Consider the following 16,736-nt stretch of genomic DNA (forward strand, 5'->3'; position numbering starts at 1 on the left):
CCTTGTGGGGGGATGATTGAAAGTGGCACCGTCAGATCAAACGGCGAGCCGGGTCACGCAACCGCGTCCGCCAGAGGCAATGGCAGAAAATCGTCCACACTCGTCCCGATCCCGAACTCCTGGGCCTGATGCTTCACCCAGTGGGCCAGCGCCAGGTCGAGGATGCCGAGACCGAACGGCGAGAAGACTGCGACGCGTCCGGGGTCGCGCCGGAAGGACTCCGGGTCGCGCAACAGGGCACCGATCTCCGCGTCGATGAACTCCCGCCCACCGCTGTCCTGTTCGGCCAGGTGCAGCGAGGTGTGTTCACGGCAGACATGGTCGGCGTCGTCGACGATGTTCTGTGCCCCGAGCACCGCCCGCACGGTCAGGTCGCGCAGCGAGACGTGGAGCACCGTGGTGTCGGCGGACACGCCCGACAGGTCCATGTGGGGGGTCGCCGCGGTGGTGGCGAAGGAGACCAGGCGGTGGGCGGCGAGTGCCTCCCCGGGGGTGGTCGCGACGTGCACGGCCAGACCCGGGACGACACCGCGGGCCTTGGCCGCGAAAGCACGGGCGCGGTCGGCGTCCAGGTCGTACAGCGTGACTTCGGTCAGCGAGGGCAACCGCGCCTTGGTGAAGCGCAGCACCTCCAGGTTGATCGGCCCGACGCCGATCAGCGACATGCCCTGCGGCTCCGCCTCGGTGGAGAGCAGGCCGGCAGCCAGGGCCGCGGATGCCGCGGTGCGCTTGGCGGAGATGAGCGATGCCTCGACGAACGCCGTGGGGCGGCCGTCCTCCATGGAGTTGAGGACGATGCTGGCACTGGCCCGTTCCTTACCCTGCGCCACGTTCCCGGGGAAGCTGGCGATCCACTTCATGCCGGCGACCGGCTGCTCCCCGCCCAGGTGGCCGGGCAGGCCGATGATGCGGTTGCGGACGTCGTCGGGGAAGCGCAGGAAGACGGAGTGCGGCAGGGCTGACCGGCCCCGGTCGTGCAGTCGGTAGGCATCGGCGATCAGCGAGAGGATCTCCGGTTCCTTCCCCTTGAGAATGTCGCGCACCTCGCGGTGGCCGATGATCAGCACAGCACTGACTCCTTCTCCGTCTTGTGGTCGATCGGGCGGAACAAGGCCCGGGTGTCCGCGAAGTTCGCCGCGCCCGGGCCGCGTTCCGGCTCCTTCCACAGATGGAAGACCTCGCCGAAGTTGGCGCGCACCCAGGCGTCGTCGTAGATGGTGTCGAGATAGCGGTCGCCGCCGTCGGGCAGTACGAGCACGACGTTCGAGCCCGGCCGGACGGCGGGAGCCAGTCGTTCGAGGGCGGAGACCACGGCCCCCGACGAGCCTCCGGCGAGGATGGCCTCCCGACGGACGAGGCGTCTGCAGCCCACCACACACTCCAGGTCCGTGACGTGCACGATGTCGTCGGCGTCCGACCGGTCGAGCAACTCGGGTACGACGGAGGCCCCGTGCCCGGGGATCAGGCGCGAGCAGGAGACGGGCGAGTCGAACAGACGGCTGCCCACGGCGTCGACGGCGTGGATGGTGGTCCCCAGGCCGGCGCTGCGGATGTACTCGGCGCAGCCGCTGAGGGTGCCCGTGGTCCCGACCGCGAGCACCAGATGGTCGACCTCGCCGTTCAGCTCCTCGGCGATCTCGCGCATCGTGGTCCGGTGCGCCAGGGAGTTGAGGGGGTTGGAGTACTGCCTCGGACTGAAGGCGCCCGGGATCCGTTCGAGCAGTTCGGCGACCCGGCGCAGCCGTTGCGGCAGCAGCTCGCCCGTCTCCGGATCCGGCCGGGTCACCACCTCGACCTCGGCGCCGTAGGCGCGCAGGATGCCGATGTTCTGCTCGGTGGTGCGGACGTCGACCACACAGATGAGGCGCAGCCCGAAGTACGCGCAGATCTGGGCGAGTCCGATCGCGAGGTTTCCCGAACTCGACTCCACCACCGTCGACCTGCCCGGGACCAGCTCACCGGAATGGATCCGGCCGAGCACCATGCTCAGCGCCGAGCGGTCCTTGATGCTGCCACCGGGGTTGAATCGTTCGGCTTTTGCGTAGATCCGGGAGGTGAACCCCGGGACCAGCCGCTCCAGTTCGATGAGCGGAGTGCCGCCGACCGTCGAGAGGATGCCCTTGGCCCCGGGTGCGGGGGCGAGGCGCTCGACCGCGGCTTTCCCTTCGTCGTACGGCATGTGATGAAGCCATCCTCGGTTGCGGGTGTCGGAATGTCCGTCGCTCGGCCATGGGGGAGACGGCGCGGTGGGGGCACGACCAGTCGGCACCGGCCCGGTAAGGCTCTGCCGATCACGACGTTGTCGGCACCGTTGTTCTTGACGCAGTGGCCGGCACCGGGGTTGACACGCCGTCACTCATCCTCCGCGCCTTCCTTCCGACTCCGGGCTGAGTAGACCTTCAGCTCCTGAAGGCTGTCCGAGCTCGCTATATCCGTTCCATACGCCCCGGTTGGTCGGTCATAGAGGCGGCATAGCGCCGATGGCGAGTCTGTGCGGCATCGGTCGCCCCGCTGCCCTGCTCCGGGTGGCGGCCCAGCGACCGACCAGTCCGCCATCGCTTCCGTCAGAGGAGAAAGCCGCTCATGAACGGCCAGGACAGCCGCATCAAGAAAGTCGTCATCCTCGGTGGAGGTACGGCGGGTTGGATGACCGCCGCCTACCTGGGAAAGGCGTTGGAGAACACCGTGGAGATCACGGTCCTCGAAGCGCCCACCATTCCCCGTATCGGAGTGGGCGAGGCCACCGTCCCCAACCTGCAGCGCGTGCTCTTCGACTTCCTCGGCATCAACGAGGACGAGTGGATGCGCGAGTGCAACGCCAGCTTCAAGACGGCCGTGCGCTTCGTGAACTGGCGCACCGAGGGCAAGGGAGAGCCCGCGGCCCGGGAGCTGCCGGCCGGCGGCCCGGACCACTTCTACCACCCGTTCGGCCTGCTCCCCGACTACGACCAGACGCCGCTCTCGCACTACTGGTACAAGAACCACCACGAGGGCACCACCACCGAACCGTTCGACTACGCCTGCTTCCGTGAGCCTCCGGTGATGGACGCCAAGCTCGCCCCGCGCTGGCTCGACGGCCGCCACGCCACCCGCTACGCCTGGCACTTCGACGCGGCGCTGGTCGCCCAGTTCCTGCGCCGGTTCGCCACCGACAAGCAGGGCGTCCTGCACGTCGAGGACGAGATGACCCGGGTGGAGCAGGACGAGCGGGGCTTCGTCACCGCGCTGCACACCAAGTCGGGCAAGGTCCTGGACGCAGACCTGTTCGTGGACTGCTCCGGATTCCGCGGTCTGCTGATCAACCAGGCCATGGCCGAGCCGTTCATCGACATGAGCGACCACCTGTTGTGCGACTCGGCGGTGGCCACCGCGGTGCCGCACGACGACGAGGCCAACGGCATCGAGCCGTACACCTCGGCGATCGCGATGTCCTCCGGCTGGGCCTGGAAGATCCCGATGCTGGGCCGCTTCGGCAGTGGTTACGTCTACTCCAGCAAGTTCGCCACTCAGGACGAGGCCACCCGGGAGTTCAGCGAGCTGTGGGGTCTCGATCCCGAGAACACCAAGTTCAACCAGATCCGCTTCCGGGTCGGCCGCAACCGCCGCGCCTGGGTGAAGAACGTGGTGAGCATCGGCCTGTCCTCCTGCTTCCTGGAGCCCCTGGAGTCGACCGGGATCTACTTCATCACCGCGGCGATCTACCAGCTCGCGAAGCACTTCCCCGACCGGAACTTCAACGAGACGCTGATCAACCGCTTCAACAACGAGATAGAGGTGATGTTCGACGACACCCGTGACTTCATCCAGGCCCACTTCCATCTCGCGCCGCGCAATGACACGCCCTTCTGGCGCGCGAACAAGGAGCTGACGCTCCCCGAGAACATCCAGGAGAAGATCGCCGCGTACCGCGCCGGTCTGCCGATCAACTCGCCGGTCACCGACGAGTCCACCTACTACGGCAACTTCGAGGCCGAGTTCCGCAATTTCTGGACCAACGGCAGCTACTACTGCATCTTCGCCGGCCTCGGCCTGGTCCCCGACGCGCCGTTGCCGGCGCTGTCGTACCGACCGGGCTCCGTCGCCGGGGCGCAGCCGCTCTTCGAACGGGTCAAGCGCCAGCAGAAGGATCTACTGGACACGCTGCCCACCACCTACGAGTACCTGCGCCAGCTGCACGGCGCCTCCTGATCCCATCCCACCAGCGGCCCGTTCGCCTCGCCCGGCGCACGGGCCGCGCCTCCTTCCGGAGTGCTATCCACGGAGTGACCCATGCAGAAACCGATGCCCGGCCAGGCATCCAGAACCACCGACGAGCCAGACATACGCCCGCTGATGGCCTCCTTCCCCAGTGGGGTCAGCATCATCACGGCCCTCGACGCGGAGGGCAACCCGCAGGGGATGACGTGCAGTTCGCTGGCGAGCGTCGCCCTGTCCCCGCCCACCATCGTGGCCTGCCTGCGCACGGACAGCCGGACGCACCGGGCCGTGCGCGAAACCGGCAGGTTCGCGATCAATCTGCTGCATGAGCGCGGCCGTGCCACCTCGGACCTGTTCGGCTCCGGTGCTCCCGACCGGTTCGCACGGGCCGAATGGCGTCTCCCGCTGGGCGCCGGGGGCCCTCATCTGATCGACGCCGCACACGCCATCGCGGACTGTGCCGTCACCGGCACCCTCGAAGTCGGCGATCACACCGCGGTCCTCGGCGAGGTGCTCGACGTCACCTTCCTGGACCTGTCGCCCGAGCCGCTGCTCTACGGGCTGCGCCGGTACGCGACCTGGTCGGCGGTCACGGCAGTGCCCGAAACCGTCGGCGCCACGGCGCAGCCGGAGGCCGATCATGGCTGCCGCTGACCCCCTGCCGCCGCTGCTGATCGCCGTGCCCGCCGTCATCCTCGCCTGCCGGGCCGGCGGCGCGCTGTTCCGACGGATCGGCCAGCCGCCCGTGGTGGGCGAGATGTGCGTGGGCATCCTGCTCGGGCCGTCCCTGCTCGGCTGGCTCTGGCCGTCCGCGCAGCACTGGCTGCTGCCTCCGTCGGTCCTGCCGTTCACCGGCGTGCTCGGCCAGTTGGGCCTGCTCGTGTTCATGTTCCTGATCGGTTTGGAATTCGACTGGGGCACCCTGCGCGGTAAGCGAGCAACGGCCCTCGCCGTCGGCGGTACGTCCATCGCCGTTCCTCTGCTCCTCGGGGCGGCCCTGGGCCTGGCCATGTACGGGACCCAGGCACCCGACGGCGTACAGCAGATGCCGTTCGTCCTCTTCATCGCCGTGTCCATGAGCATCACGGCCTTCCCGGTCCTGGCCCGGATCCTCAGCGAACGGGGGTTGTACGGCACGCCCGTGGGCACCCTGGCCCTGGCGTGCGCGGCCATCGACGACGTCGCGGCCTGGTGCCTGCTGACCCTGGTGGTGGCGCTGACGACCAGCAGCTCCGCGATGGGCGCCGCGGGCACCGCGGCACTCACCCTCGGCTTCGCGGCCGCGCTCATCTGGGGGCTGCGTCCCCTGCTCGCCCGCAGGGCACGCCACGACCGGCTGCTCTCCGGCGAGCGGCACGAGGGCGTCGTACTCGTCGTCCTGTTCAGCGCGATCTGCCTGGCGGGCCTGATCACCGACCGGATCGGTGTCCACACCGTCTTCGGGGCGTTCCTGCTGGGGACCGCCATGCCCCGCGGTTCACACACGGTGGAGCGTGCCGCCCGGCAGTTGCGTTCGGTGGTGATTCCGGTGCTGCTCCCGCTCTTCTTCGTACAGACCGGACTGCGTACCGACCTGGGTGGGCTCCACCACATGTCCGAGTGGCTATGGGCAGGGGCCATCCTGGTGGTGGCGATGGCCGGGAAGTGGGGTGGTGCGGCGCTGGCAGCCCGGACGGCCGGCCAGGACGGGCGTTCGTCCCTGCTCATCGGCGCGCTGATGAACTGCCGCGGTATGACGGAACTGATCGTCCTGAACATCGGCTACGACATGGGGGTGATCGGCCCACAGGTGTTCACGATGCTGGTCATGATGGCACTGATCACCACGGCCCTGACCGGTCCTGCCCTGGACCGCCTGAGTCCGGGCACCCGGACGACCGGCGCCGCGGAGCCCCCGCCTGCGCCGGACGGTGAGAAGGCCGTGGCGGTACCCGTGTCCGGCCGCCCGTGAGAGCCGGTGCGGGCCGTGTGGGGTGCGTTGCCATCCCCGAACCGGTGGCCGAGGTCTTTCGACCTGCGGGTGTGGCGATGCGCAGTGTGGGGGTCACGGGCGATGTCCTGACGCTGAAATGGCGCTCGTGACGCACATGTGACGCTCGTCCTGATGGGATGTCAGGTGTGCTTCGGTGCTGCTGGAGTCGGTTGCGTGCTGAAGACCAAGAGGCTCCTTCTTGAGAGCCGGGCGGTCGGTGGTGAGGGCCGGGCGAAGAGCGGGCACTCCGGCCCCGGGTCCACGCTGCGGAGGTACTCCCCCTTCCCGCCCCGCGCGGGCACGCGGGGCAGACTGCCATTGACGCCATCTTCGCGTAGCGAAGGCCGGTCGGTGGAGCCCGTGGAGCGTGGCCCGCCATGGTCCCAAAGGCCCAGAAAAGTCCCAGAGATGCCGCCGCGCCTCATCCTGCCCCGCTGAATAGCAGGTCAGGCCGGGGTGCGGTGACATTCGTGTGCCAAATGTCCCGGAAGAGACCAGTGAACGCGCTGACCTGCGACGATGGGCGGCTGATGTCAGCTGACCAGGGCGAATGACCTTTCAGCTGTTTCATGTTCGTGCCACTTGACGGGGCCGGAAGTCCCAGAAGAGTCCCAGAGGACTCCCACCGCTGACGGGCACCCTTTCGGCTCTGTACGCCAAAGTGAGCTCGTCGAACGCTCTGTTGTCGACGGGGTGCGGGAGCCTTGATGTCGGGTGACTGGCGCTCGGCGGATGCCTTGCGGGATCGTAGGTTCTGATGATCGACGCTGACTCTGCGGGCGCCGGCGTCAGTGAGCCGGTGGTGCCCGCCAAGACTCGGCCGCCGTACAGCGAGCGGCCCGTCGCGCCTGCCCGGCGGGCTAAGAACTCCTAACGAAACGATCTTCGAGGTGGTTGGATCACTCCGGGACCGATGATCCGGGGGTGCGAGGTGGCGCGGCCGAAGCCGTGGGAAGTCGACGACGAGCCGTGGGCGGTGATCGAGCCGCTGCTGCCCAAGGTCGAGCGACGGACCCGCCACCCAGGACGCAAGCGGCATCCGGACCGGCTGGTGTTCCAGGGCATCCTGTTCGTCCTGCACACCGGGATCTCCTGGGAACACCTTCCGCAGGAGATCGGCTTCGGGTCGGGCATGACCTGCTGGCGCCGCCTGGCCGAGTGGACCGAGGCCGGCGTGTGACCCCGGCTGCACGAGGTCCTCCTCGCCAAGCTCCGCAGCGCGAACGCCCTGGACTTCTCCCGCGCGGCGGTCGATGGCTCCCACATCCGGGCGTCAAAGAGGGAGCCAAGACCGGACGAAGCCCTGTCGACCGGGGCAGAACCGGCAGCAAACATCATCTGATCGCCGACGCCACCGGCATCCCGCTCGCCGCCACCCTGACCGGCGGCAATCGCAACGACGTCACCCGGCTGATCCCTCTTCTCCAGGCCATGCCGCCGGTGCGGGGCAAGCGCGGCCGACCCCGGCGCCGCCCGGACGTGGTGCTGGGCGACCGCGGCTACGACCACGACAAGTACCGCCGCCTGGTCTGGGACCTCGGCGTGAAGCCGTTGATCGCCCGCCGCGGCACCGAGCACGGCTCCGGCCTGGGCACCCAACGCTGGGTCGTCGAGCGCGCGTTCGCCCATCTGCACTGGTTCCGTCGCCTGCGGATCCGCCGGGAGATACGCGACGACATCCACGAAGCCTTCCTCACCCTCCGATGCGCACTCATCTGCTCGAGACGCCTGAAGTCATTGCGATAGGAGTTCTCAGCCGTACTGGACCGAACTCCCGTACTCGGCAGGCGAGTTGCGGCGGACGCCTACACTCGCCCCATGAGGAAGCAACCTCCCCCGCCACCCCTCACCGAGGCCGAGACATCCGAGGCCGAGCAGGAACTGGGTGTGTCCCTTCCCCCCGGAATACCGGGACTACCTGCGCGAGGTGAGCGCCGGCGGGGCACTGGCCCGGCTGGAGCGGACCGATCGCGGTTGGTGGTGGGCCGGGAACGACGAGGCGATGCGGGCTCGGCTGGTCGTGCCCTTTCCGCACCCCGACTCCTATGACGAGGGCCGACGACGAGTTGGCCGCGCGGGAGCCGCGGGCCGAGGCGTTCGAGGGCGAGGCGGCGTACGCCGACGCATGGCGTGCCTGGGACGACGAGGCCGGCGAGTTCGAGGACATAAGACCGCCGGTGCCGTGGTCGTGCAGGAGCATGGGTGCGGCTTCTCCACGCTGCTGGCGGTGACCGGGCCGCTGGCGGGCACGGTGTGGTGGGACGGGCGGGCGATCTGCGACCGGATCGTGCCGCTGTCCCCGGACCATCTCGGCGGTGCCCGCCCGGTCCGGTTCGCGGAGTGGCTGCGGCACGGCTCGTGGGCCCTGCTGCCACCGGACTGGCCGCCCCACCCATCGACCCCCGTCGTCCCTCGCTAGCGGCTCAATCGCGGGTGAGTGACGAAATGCACCCCCTGGACTCCCGCCAGACACACTGCCCTGGCGGCTGCCCTCGTAGTTCTTCCGTACGTGGGCCGCTCCGGTAAGCCTGTCGGGCAGAAGTGACAGCGGCGAACGAGTACGAGTACGAGTGCGGAGGTGACGGGGCGTGAACCACCGGGAGCTGGTCGCCGCGCGGATCGAGGAACTGCGCGGCGTACCCGGCGTCGCGGTCCGGCAGAGCGAGATCAGGCCGCCGGTGTCCGCCGCGGAACTGGCCGAAGCGCGCACCCTCGCCCGAAACCGTCTGCCCGAGGGCGTCGAGGATTTCTACACCCGGCTCAACGGGTTCACCCTCGCCTGGGACTACGCGCCGCCGGGCCAGAGCGGTCGGCCGACGGACTCCGGCTCGATCGACATCCTTCCGCTGGCCGAGGTCTTCTCCGACTGGCGAGAAACCATCTGGTTCGACGACTTCCCCGGCGGAGTCCGCTTCGAGCCGGTCAAGCCGTTCGACTTCCTCAGCCCCGAGGCGTGCGCCGCCTTCTGCCAGCAGCCCGACGCTCCGCCCGGTGACGAGGTCCGCTACCACTACCTCGGGGAGGGGCTGCGCCCGCCCGTCCCGTCCTTTCCCGGCTATCTCGAACTCGCCCTGCTCACCTGCGGATACGCCAGATGGCACAACGCGCTGACCCTCGACGACCCGGCCTTTCCGGAAGCGGCGGGCATCCGCGCCCGGATGCGGCAGGTCGTCCCGGGGTTCAGCGACGACAAGCTCACACACTTCTCACGAGGGGGACACTGATGACCGCTTCACCGCGAGACAGAGACCGGTCGGCTTCCGTACGGCGTTGGGGGGCCGGTCTGTTGGCGACGGTCTCCGCCGCCGCCCTGCTGTCGGTGCTGTCGCCTCATCCCGCTCGGGCGGCAGAGGACACCACCCGGTCGGCTTCCGCTTCCTCGGTCTCGTCGGCGGATGACGCGCTGGCACGCCGCTACGCGCCCCGGATCTGGCTTCAGCAGGACGAGTCCTACTTCCCGGCCGCTGTCGAGCCGTTCCTGGCCAACACCCACCTCGAGACCCGTGCGGACAACGGCAACCCCAACCAGCAGTTCCTCGTGACCAACCAGGCGCTGGGCTGCGACTCCTGCACGAATCCGCCGTTCCTGGCCGGACAGCGCCCCGGTCAGACCGCGGTGCCGGCCTACGCGGAGGTCGTACACCGCACCGACAACGGCAACCCGACCAACATCACCGACATCAACTACTGGACGTTCTTCCCGTACAACAACGGCAAGCGGGTCTGCGTCGGATGGTTCTCCCGCTGGGGTTGTGTCGGGGGCTACTCCACGTTCGGCAACCACGTCGGCGACTGGGAGCACGTCACCGTCCGCTTCGTGGACGACGTGCCGTACAGGGTCTCCATGGGCCAGCACGACGGTGGACAGACCTTCCCGTACGGCGGCTCCGAGGTCGCTCTGGTCGGCGATCAGCCGGTGGTCTACGCGGCGCAGGGATCCCACGGCATGTACCCCGACGCGCGACGCCACACCTACCGGAATCTGCCCAACGGCGACACCCTCAACGACGACACCGGCGCAGGCACGCTCTGGGACACCCGGCAGGCACTCAAGGTGTTCGCCTGGCAGCCCGTGGGCAGCTACACCGGCGAATGGGCCTGGCTGAACTACACCGGCCGCTGGGGCAACCCGAAGTCCGGCTGCTTCTTCTCCGAGGCCCTCAGCGGGGAATGCGTACTGAACAACGGCCCTGAAGGCCCGCCCAGGAAGTCCCTGTTCGACCCGCACATGCAGCCCCTGGACGGCGAGCCCGGTCTCCAGTGACGCCGGCCGTCCGCTCGCGTCCTGCAGAGGTGGTTCGAGAGGCCGGGGCGAAGAGAGATCGGATCCTCGTCACGCCCATACCCGGATCGCCCGCCCGCACATGGGAACAGCTGCACGCCCGAACACCCCCCGCCGAAACCCGTCGCTGACGGTTATTGAGATTCGGGCCCCCGGAGAGAAGCTGACCGCCCAACTGGTGCGCACGCCGGCGATGGAGGTGATGGCCGTTGGCCGGCCAGCAGGACACTGCCGCAGGTGTCCGCGAGGTGGAGCGCCTGTGTGAGGGCCTGGCGGGCCTCGTCGGCCTTTCCGTCGCGCATGAGAGTGGTTCCCAGCCCGTAGTGGGCGCGGGCCAGTTCCAGTCGGGCGGGGGACCGTTTCAGCAGGGCCACGGCCTCGCGCAGGAGGGCCTGCCCTCTGCGTCCGCCGTGGATGGCGCCCAGACAGCGTGAGGCCACCCCGATCGCTCGCTCGGTGCCCCACTGGTGGGCCAGCTCCAGTTCCTCGGTGGCCAGTTCGAGCGCGTCCGTCCGCTGTCCGAGCGTGAGGTGCGGCAAGGCCGCCCGCGACCGCCAGGGCACCCAGGCCAGGTTCATGACCTGTGCCCGGTTCTCCTGCGTGCCGTACTCGTGCAGGATGGCGAGGGCGGCGGTCGGGTTGCCCCGCGCCGCGTGCAGCCGACTGCGTGCGAGGAGCGCCGGGCCCTGCCAGGTCCAGCCCATCCGGTCGAAGTCGGCGTCCGCGGTGAGCACTGACGTCGCCGAGGTCAGGTCGCACCGCTCGATCAGCGACTCGCCCATCTGGGTCCGCATCGACAGCCTGACCCGAGGCTCCAAGCCCTGGTCGGCCGTGATGGCGGGGTGTCCGAAGTCTGCGGTGAGCGGGAGCTGCCGGCCGCGCCGGGCCTGGACGAGCAGTTGCCAGGTCAGCGCGGACGAGACCATCAGGAACGAGCCCCATCGGCCGCCCGTGTCGCCGGTGCGGTCGAAGCGCGCGACCGCGTCGTCGAGCCGGTCGGTGGACAGGAAGGCCAGCCCGGCGAGGCTCACGACCATGGGGGACGCGTCCGCCGTGACCAGTCGGTCTGCCCCAGATCGTCCACCGCACGGGCGAGGACGTCGACGGCGCGCTCGTGCTCATGGCTGAGGAACAGTGCGCTGGCGAGCAGAGAGGCCGCCTCGGCCAGCGCATACGGGTCGGCTAACGCCGTCGATGCCTGCGTCAGGTGGTGCTTGGCCGCGCCGACGTCGATCTGTATCTCGTCCTTGCCCGACTCCAGCAGCAACCGAACTCTGCTCGGCAGGCGACGATCTGGTCGCTGCGTGACGCAGAGCAATACGCCGACCGCGACCCTTCTTGTGTTGTGCCGCATCCCGTCGATGCGTCTTCATGACGAGGCTCACGAGGCCGACCGCGCCCTCAGAGGCATGCCCGTGGGCCCCGTGCCCGGCAGGTACATCGCCACCCACAGGCTGAGCCGCCTCCAGGCGGTGCGCGCGCGAGCCGCCGATCGGAGCGACCGGCCGGTCACGGCCCTCCGGGCAGTCCAGGCGCCGAGCCTCACGTTGCCCCGGGTGTCAGCACCGCTTCCAAACGAGCCGGTAGGAGGCGCCCGGGACGTCCGTCGAGCCCATGGTGACCACGCTGGCGCGGTTGTCCGAGCCAGCGCTCACCTGCAGGGATGTGTTGACGTTGAGGTACCGCTGCGAGCCACACGGTGCCCAGACCAGCCGGTTGTCCGGCACGCTGTCGGACACAGCCCAGTCATCCTGGTACGGCCCCGTCAGCGGGTGGGACTGGAAGACGTCGTCCGTCGTCCCCTGGAAGTAGTAGTCGGACTTGATGGTGGCGGTCGCGCGCGCGGGCAGCGATGCATGGCCGCGGTGGTCAAGCCCGAAGAGGGCGTAGGTGTAGGACGCCGGGGCTTTGACGTCCAGGACGAGCTGGCAGTTCTTCCGCGCGTCGGCCGGTCCGGCATTGCCACCGGCCTGGGCGGTGTAGGCGTCGTACGTCACTGTGAGCGTGGAGTTGTCGGGGGACACCGTGGCACCAGCCGTGCCCGCCGGGCACCCGGAGCCGTTGATCGTCTTGATCACGACCTGGGCCCCCTCGGCCGGCGCGTCGGCGGCCGCCGCCCCGGATTGGACCGACAGCAGCCCGAGGCATAACGCCGCCAGTGCTCCGCTGGTGGCGAGAAGACGAGACATGACTCTCCAATCGCAGTACGGCTGGTGACGGAGTCCCACAGGCATGACGCGGGGCGGCCGCCCTCACCCGCTTCGGCCGCCGGAGCAGGTTCGGTCATCGGTGCATGCACGGCGGCGGAACTGTCCGTACGGGTTCGGGCGACGGTCGTGCGGTCATCACCGCGGGCCGCAGCGGGCCCCCGGGGTGGGAGCGCGCCCACTATAGGGGGAGCCTGCCACCTACGAAAGAGACGAGTGCGGCGCAACCTCCGGAACAGCAGGCGGGCGGCGGCGAATCCGTCGTACAGGTCGCGGGGCGTCATCAGAAGGAGGGGCACCTACCGAGAGTCGCCCAGCGTGTGTGGAAACGTTCCGTGACGAGGCCCTTGACGGACATGCCCGCGCTGGTGTCCTTGCCGGCCTTGCCGTACGCGTCCGCCCTCCCGTCCCGTTGGCAGGCCCGACGACGGCAGCACGCATTTCACTCTCGTCTCGACGCGCTCCCGGGCAGGGGTGTCGCGGATGCTGTCGGCGGGCGCCTCGGTCGGCAGGCCGCCGACCCGGACGTAGGGGTCAGCCGGATGATCGAAGGAACGCCGGTGTGCGTGGAGGTCCGGGCTGGAACTGGCCGTAGCGGTGTAGTGCGCTTGATGCGCGTGCGAGGCGAGGACTGAACTCCGAATCTCAGGAACGCCAGTGGCACCGTCGGTGCGGACATTGCGAGGCCCCTGTGGCGAGCACTCTCCGTGAAGGCTGACCGGCGCTCGGATATCTCTGACGTATCGTCACCACTTTAAGATCATCTTGCACGTGCGTTGCACAAGGTGATGAAAAACAGCGGTGATCAATGAAGAGTCCCGCAAGTGTGTAGCAGCAGGGCAGCAGGGCAGCAGGGCAGCAGGGCAGCAGGCGTTTAGGAGTGTCGTGCCCCTCATCTCCCAGGGGCACGACACTCCTGCCGATCAGATGTCCCGGAAGATCTCGATCTGCGCGCCCACCGTGTTCAGGCGCTCCGCCAGGTCCTCGTAACCCCGGTTGATGACATAGACATTGCGCAGGACCGACGTGCCCTCGGCGGCCATCATCGCCAGCAGGACGACCACGGCCGGACGCAGGGCCGGCGGGCACATCATCTCGGCGGCGCGCCAGCGGGTGGGGCCCTCGACCAGCACCCGGTGCGGGTCCAGGAGTTGGAGGCGGCCGCCGAGGCGGTTGAGGTCGGTCAGATAGATCGCGCGGTTGTCGTAGACCCAGTCGTGGATCAGGGTCTGGCCCTGCGCGGCGGCGGCGATGGCCGCGAAGAACGGGACGTTGTCGATGTTGAGGCCGGGGAACGGCATCGGGTGGATCTTGTCGAGCGGCGCCTGGAGTTTCGACGGGCGGACGGTGAGGTCCACCAGCCGCGTACGGCCGTTGTCGGCGACGTACTCCGCCGAGCGGTCGTGGTCGAGGCCCATCTCCTCCAGGACCGCCAGCTCGATCTCCAGGAACTCGATCGGCACCCGGCGCACGGTGAGTTCGGACTCGGTGACGACGGCGGCGGCCAGCAGGCTCATCGCCTCGACCGGGTCCTCGGAGGGCGAGTAGTCGACGTCCACGTCCAGGTGCGGGACCCCGTGCACGGTGAGCGTGGTGGTGCCGATGCCCTCCACCCGTACGCCGAGCGCCTCCAGGAAGAAGCAGAGGTCCTGGACCATGTAGTTGGAGGAGGCGTTGCGGATGACGGTCACGCCGTCGTGCCGGGCGGCGGCCAGCAGCGCGTTCTCGGTCACCGTGTCACCGCGCTCGGTCAGCACGATCGGCCGGCCGGGGGTGACGGACCGGTCCACCTCGGCGTGGTACAGCCCCTCGGTGGCGGTGATGTCCAGGCCGAAGCGGCGCAGCGCGATCATGTGCGGCTCGATCGTCCGCGTCCCGAGGTCGCAACCGCCCGCGTACGGCAGTGTGAAGTGGTCCATGCGGTGCAGCAGCGGGCCGAGGAACATGATGATCGAGCGGGTGCGGCGGGCCGCCTCGGCGTCGATGGCCGCCAGGTCCAGTTCGGCCGGCGGCACGATCTCCAGGTCCACACCGCCGTTGATCCACCGGGTGCGTACGCCGATGGAGCCGAGCACCTCCAGAAGGCGGTACACCTCCTCGATACGGGCCACCCTGCGCAGCACTGTGCGCCCCTTGTTCAACAAGGAGGCGCACAGCAGCGCGACACACGCGTTCTTGCTGGTCTTCACATCGATCGCACCGGACAGACGGCGCCCGCCGACCACCCGCAGATGCATCGGACCCGCGTATCCCAGCGAGACGATCTCGCTGTCCAGGGCTTCACCGATTCGGGCGATCATCTCAAGGCTGATGTTTTGATTACCGCGCTCGATACGATTCACCGCGCTCTGACTCGTGCCGAGCGCCTCCGCCAACTGCGACTGAGTCCAGCCACGGTGCTGCCTTGCGTCACGAATGAGCTTGCCGATGCGTTCGAGGTAGTCGTCTGCCATGAGGCCGAGGTTATCTCAGATATGAGATCACGCCTCTTGGGGGGCCTGTTGGAGTGGTGACGAGAGGCCATGCGGGTGACGGGCGTCAGCCGTACGACGGTGACGGCGGCGGTCTCAGTGACGCCTGGCGTTGCGTGTGCGGCGCCAGCCGAAGGGGCCGGGCAGGTCCATCGAGGTCGTACGGCGCCCCGTGCTGCTGTGGGTGTGGCGCGGGCCGTTGTGGCCTCCGGTGGTGATGGACCAGGAGCGCTTGTTGATGTTCAGTCGCACACCCGGCAGGATGCGGAAACTCTTGCGGAACGTGAGCGGCATGTGTGCCTCCTTCCCAGTGCACACCGGGTACCCCGTCCTGCCGTTCGCATCCCTGCCACTTGAAGGCAACTGCGGCTTCGGTGCGGGGTGTTGGCTTCGCGTGCCTCCCGGGGCGCGTGCGTCAGCGGGGCGGCAACACGCAGAACTCGTGGCCGTCGGGGTCGGCGAGCACCACCCAGTCGACGTCGCCCTGGCCGATGTCGACGGGTGTCGCGCCGAGGGAGACGAGGCGGTCGACCTCCGCCCGCTGGTCGCCGCCGGCGGGCGGGGCGAGGTCGAAGTGGAGGCGGTACTTGCCCGCCTTCGGGGCCAGCGGCGGACCACCCCAGGTGACCTTCGGGCCGCCGTGCGGCGCGCGGATCGCGGTCTCCTCGTCCTGGTCCCAGACCAGGGGCCAGCCGAGGGCCCGGCTCCAGAAGTACCCGACCTCCTGCGAGCCGTCGCTCGCGAGCGCGCCGATGAATCCGCAGTCGGCGAGGAAGCTGTTGCCCGGCTCGATGACACAGAACTCGTTGCCCTCGGGGTCGGCGAGGACCACGTGCTCCTCGTCCGGGAGCTGGCCGATGTCGATGTGCCGGCCGCCGTGGTCGAGCACCCTCGCCACGGTCTGCCGCTGGTCGTCCAGGGACCTGCTGGTGAGGTCGAAGTGCATCTGGTTCGGGACGGTCTTCTTCTCCCGGCTCGGCAGGAAGCGGAGCCGGAACCCGGTGTCGTCGTTCGGGGCGAGCGCGAGGGCGCCGTAGGGATCGTCGACGGTCTCCCAGCCCAGGACGCCGGCCCAGAAGCGCGCCAGGCCGGCGGGGTCGTTCGCGTCGAAGCAGAGTGCGTGGAGGTGGGAGGTCATGCCGGGGGATCTCCGATCCGCTGACTCACGGTCGCGCACCGGGCTCGTCCCCGTGCCCATGAGGCCCGCCATGCTAGGAAGCGCGGGAATCGCCGTGCAACGCAAATAGAAGCGCGGCGGTGCGAGGTGACGGGCTCGCCGGTGGGTGACGGTGGGCCGGCCGGTGCGGTGGGACGGACTGGCCGGTGGGGCGGACTGGTCGGTGGGGTGCCGAGTGGGCCGGACCGTGCGGCGGTGACGGGCCGGACCGTGCGGCGGTGACGGGCCGGACCGTGCGGCGGTGGCGGGCCGGACCGTGCGGCGGTGGCGGGCAGGACCGTGCGGCGGTGGCGGGCAGGACCGTACGGCGGGTGCGGGCCGGACCGCCGACGGGGACGGACCGTCTCGTGCGGGGCGGCCGATCGGCGTGCGTCGCGGACGGGCGCCCACCTGCGGGCGAACGAGCCGACCCTGGGGCCGGACGGGCCGT

General features: G+C 69.3%; 15 protein-coding genes and 1 pseudogene. 8 read left to right on the top strand and 8 right to left on the bottom strand.

The features are described 5' to 3' along the window. Positions 1-53: 53 nt before the first annotated feature. Entirely contained in the window at positions 54-1,067 is a 1,014-nt protein-coding gene (gene sbnB, locus H4687_RS34895) for a 2,3-diaminopropionate biosynthesis protein SbnB (protein ID WP_046918935.1), read from the bottom strand. Continuing rightward, positions 1,061-2,179 carry a 2,3-diaminopropionate biosynthesis protein SbnA gene (sbnA, locus tag H4687_RS34900; protein WP_078907477.1) on the bottom strand — a complete coding sequence of 373 codons (1,119 nt, stop codon included), beginning with the start codon at positions 2,177-2,179 and terminating at the stop codon, positions 1,061-1,063. The genes sbnB and sbnA overlap by 7 nt, the downstream gene beginning before the upstream one ends. A gap of 404 nt (positions 2,180-2,583) precedes the next feature. Here sbnA and H4687_RS34905 point away from each other — a divergent pair, with 404 nt between their 5' ends. From H4687_RS34905 to H4687_RS34930, 8 genes and pseudogenes are all read left to right on the top strand, one after another. Next, a complete protein-coding gene (locus H4687_RS34905; RefSeq protein ID WP_046918936.1) occupies positions 2,584-4,188 on the top strand; it encodes a tryptophan halogenase family protein in 1,605 nt (534 codons plus the stop codon). An 81-nt stretch (positions 4,189-4,269) separates the two neighbouring features. Further along, complete coding sequence (locus H4687_RS34910) at positions 4,270-4,851, top strand: flavin reductase family protein (RefSeq protein ID WP_097249187.1); 582 nt, start codon at positions 4,270-4,272, stop codon at positions 4,849-4,851. Next, complete coding sequence (locus H4687_RS34915) at positions 4,838-6,148, top strand: cation:proton antiporter (RefSeq protein ID WP_046918937.1); 1,311 nt, start codon at positions 4,838-4,840, stop codon at positions 6,146-6,148. Before H4687_RS34910 ends, H4687_RS34915 begins: the two co-directional genes overlap by 14 nt. A 934-nt stretch (positions 6,149-7,082) precedes the next feature. Beyond that, positions 7,083-7,915, top strand: a pseudogene (locus H4687_RS34920) (IS5 family transposase). 299 nt (positions 7,916-8,214) lie between these two features. Continuing rightward, positions 8,215-8,400 carry a hypothetical protein gene (locus tag H4687_RS46810; RefSeq protein WP_046918938.1) on the top strand — a complete coding sequence of 62 codons (186 nt, stop codon included), beginning with the start codon at positions 8,215-8,217 and terminating at the stop codon, positions 8,398-8,400. Next, on the top strand, positions 8,397-8,588 hold the full coding sequence (locus H4687_RS46815; RefSeq protein WP_046918939.1) for a hypothetical protein: 192 nt from the start codon (positions 8,397-8,399) through the stop codon (positions 8,586-8,588). Before H4687_RS46810 ends, H4687_RS46815 begins: the two co-directional genes overlap by 4 nt. Positions 8,589-8,757: 169 nt before the next feature. After that, positions 8,758-9,393, top strand: coding sequence for a hypothetical protein (locus H4687_RS46820; protein ID WP_046918940.1), 636 nt, complete (start codon positions 8,758-8,760; stop codon positions 9,391-9,393). A 62-nt stretch (positions 9,394-9,455) separates the two neighbouring features. After that, positions 9,456-10,433 carry a Vps62-related protein gene (locus H4687_RS34930; RefSeq protein ID WP_050399316.1) on the top strand — a complete coding sequence of 326 codons (978 nt, stop codon included), beginning with the start codon at positions 9,456-9,458 and terminating at the stop codon, positions 10,431-10,433. Between the two features lie 152 nt (positions 10,434-10,585). Here H4687_RS34930 and H4687_RS34935 read toward each other — a convergent pair whose 3' ends face one another. From H4687_RS34935 to H4687_RS34960, 6 genes are all read right to left on the bottom strand, one after another. Further along, complete coding sequence (locus H4687_RS34935) at positions 10,586-11,488, bottom strand: tetratricopeptide repeat protein (protein ID WP_046918941.1); 903 nt, start codon at positions 11,486-11,488, stop codon at positions 10,586-10,588. Further along, on the bottom strand, positions 11,479-11,718 hold the full coding sequence (locus H4687_RS34940; protein WP_046918942.1) for a hypothetical protein: 240 nt from the start codon (positions 11,716-11,718) through the stop codon (positions 11,479-11,481). Before H4687_RS34940 ends, H4687_RS34935 begins: the two co-directional genes overlap by 10 nt. Before the next feature lie 292 nt (positions 11,719-12,010). Beyond that, complete coding sequence (locus H4687_RS34945; RefSeq protein ID WP_046918943.1) at positions 12,011-12,640, bottom strand: DUF4360 domain-containing protein; 630 nt, start codon at positions 12,638-12,640, stop codon at positions 12,011-12,013. Between the two features lie 941 nt (positions 12,641-13,581). Continuing rightward, positions 13,582-15,111 (bottom strand): helix-turn-helix domain-containing protein, encoded by a 1,530-nt coding sequence (locus tag H4687_RS34950; protein ID WP_046918944.1) that lies wholly within the window; start codon positions 15,109-15,111, stop codon positions 13,582-13,584. A 114-nt stretch (positions 15,112-15,225) separates the two neighbouring features. Continuing rightward, entirely contained in the window at positions 15,226-15,423 is a 198-nt protein-coding gene (locus H4687_RS34955; protein ID WP_020114176.1) for a DUF4236 domain-containing protein, read from the bottom strand. 121 nt (positions 15,424-15,544) lie between these two features. After that, on the bottom strand, positions 15,545-16,267 hold the full coding sequence (locus H4687_RS34960) for a VOC family protein (protein ID WP_046918946.1): 723 nt from the start codon (positions 16,265-16,267) through the stop codon (positions 15,545-15,547). Positions 16,268-16,736 lie beyond the last annotated feature (469 nt).

This window comes from Streptomyces stelliscabiei (genome assembly GCF_014873495.1).
GTDB classification, from domain to species: domain Bacteria; phylum Actinomycetota; class Actinomycetes; order Streptomycetales; family Streptomycetaceae; genus Streptomyces; species Streptomyces bottropensis.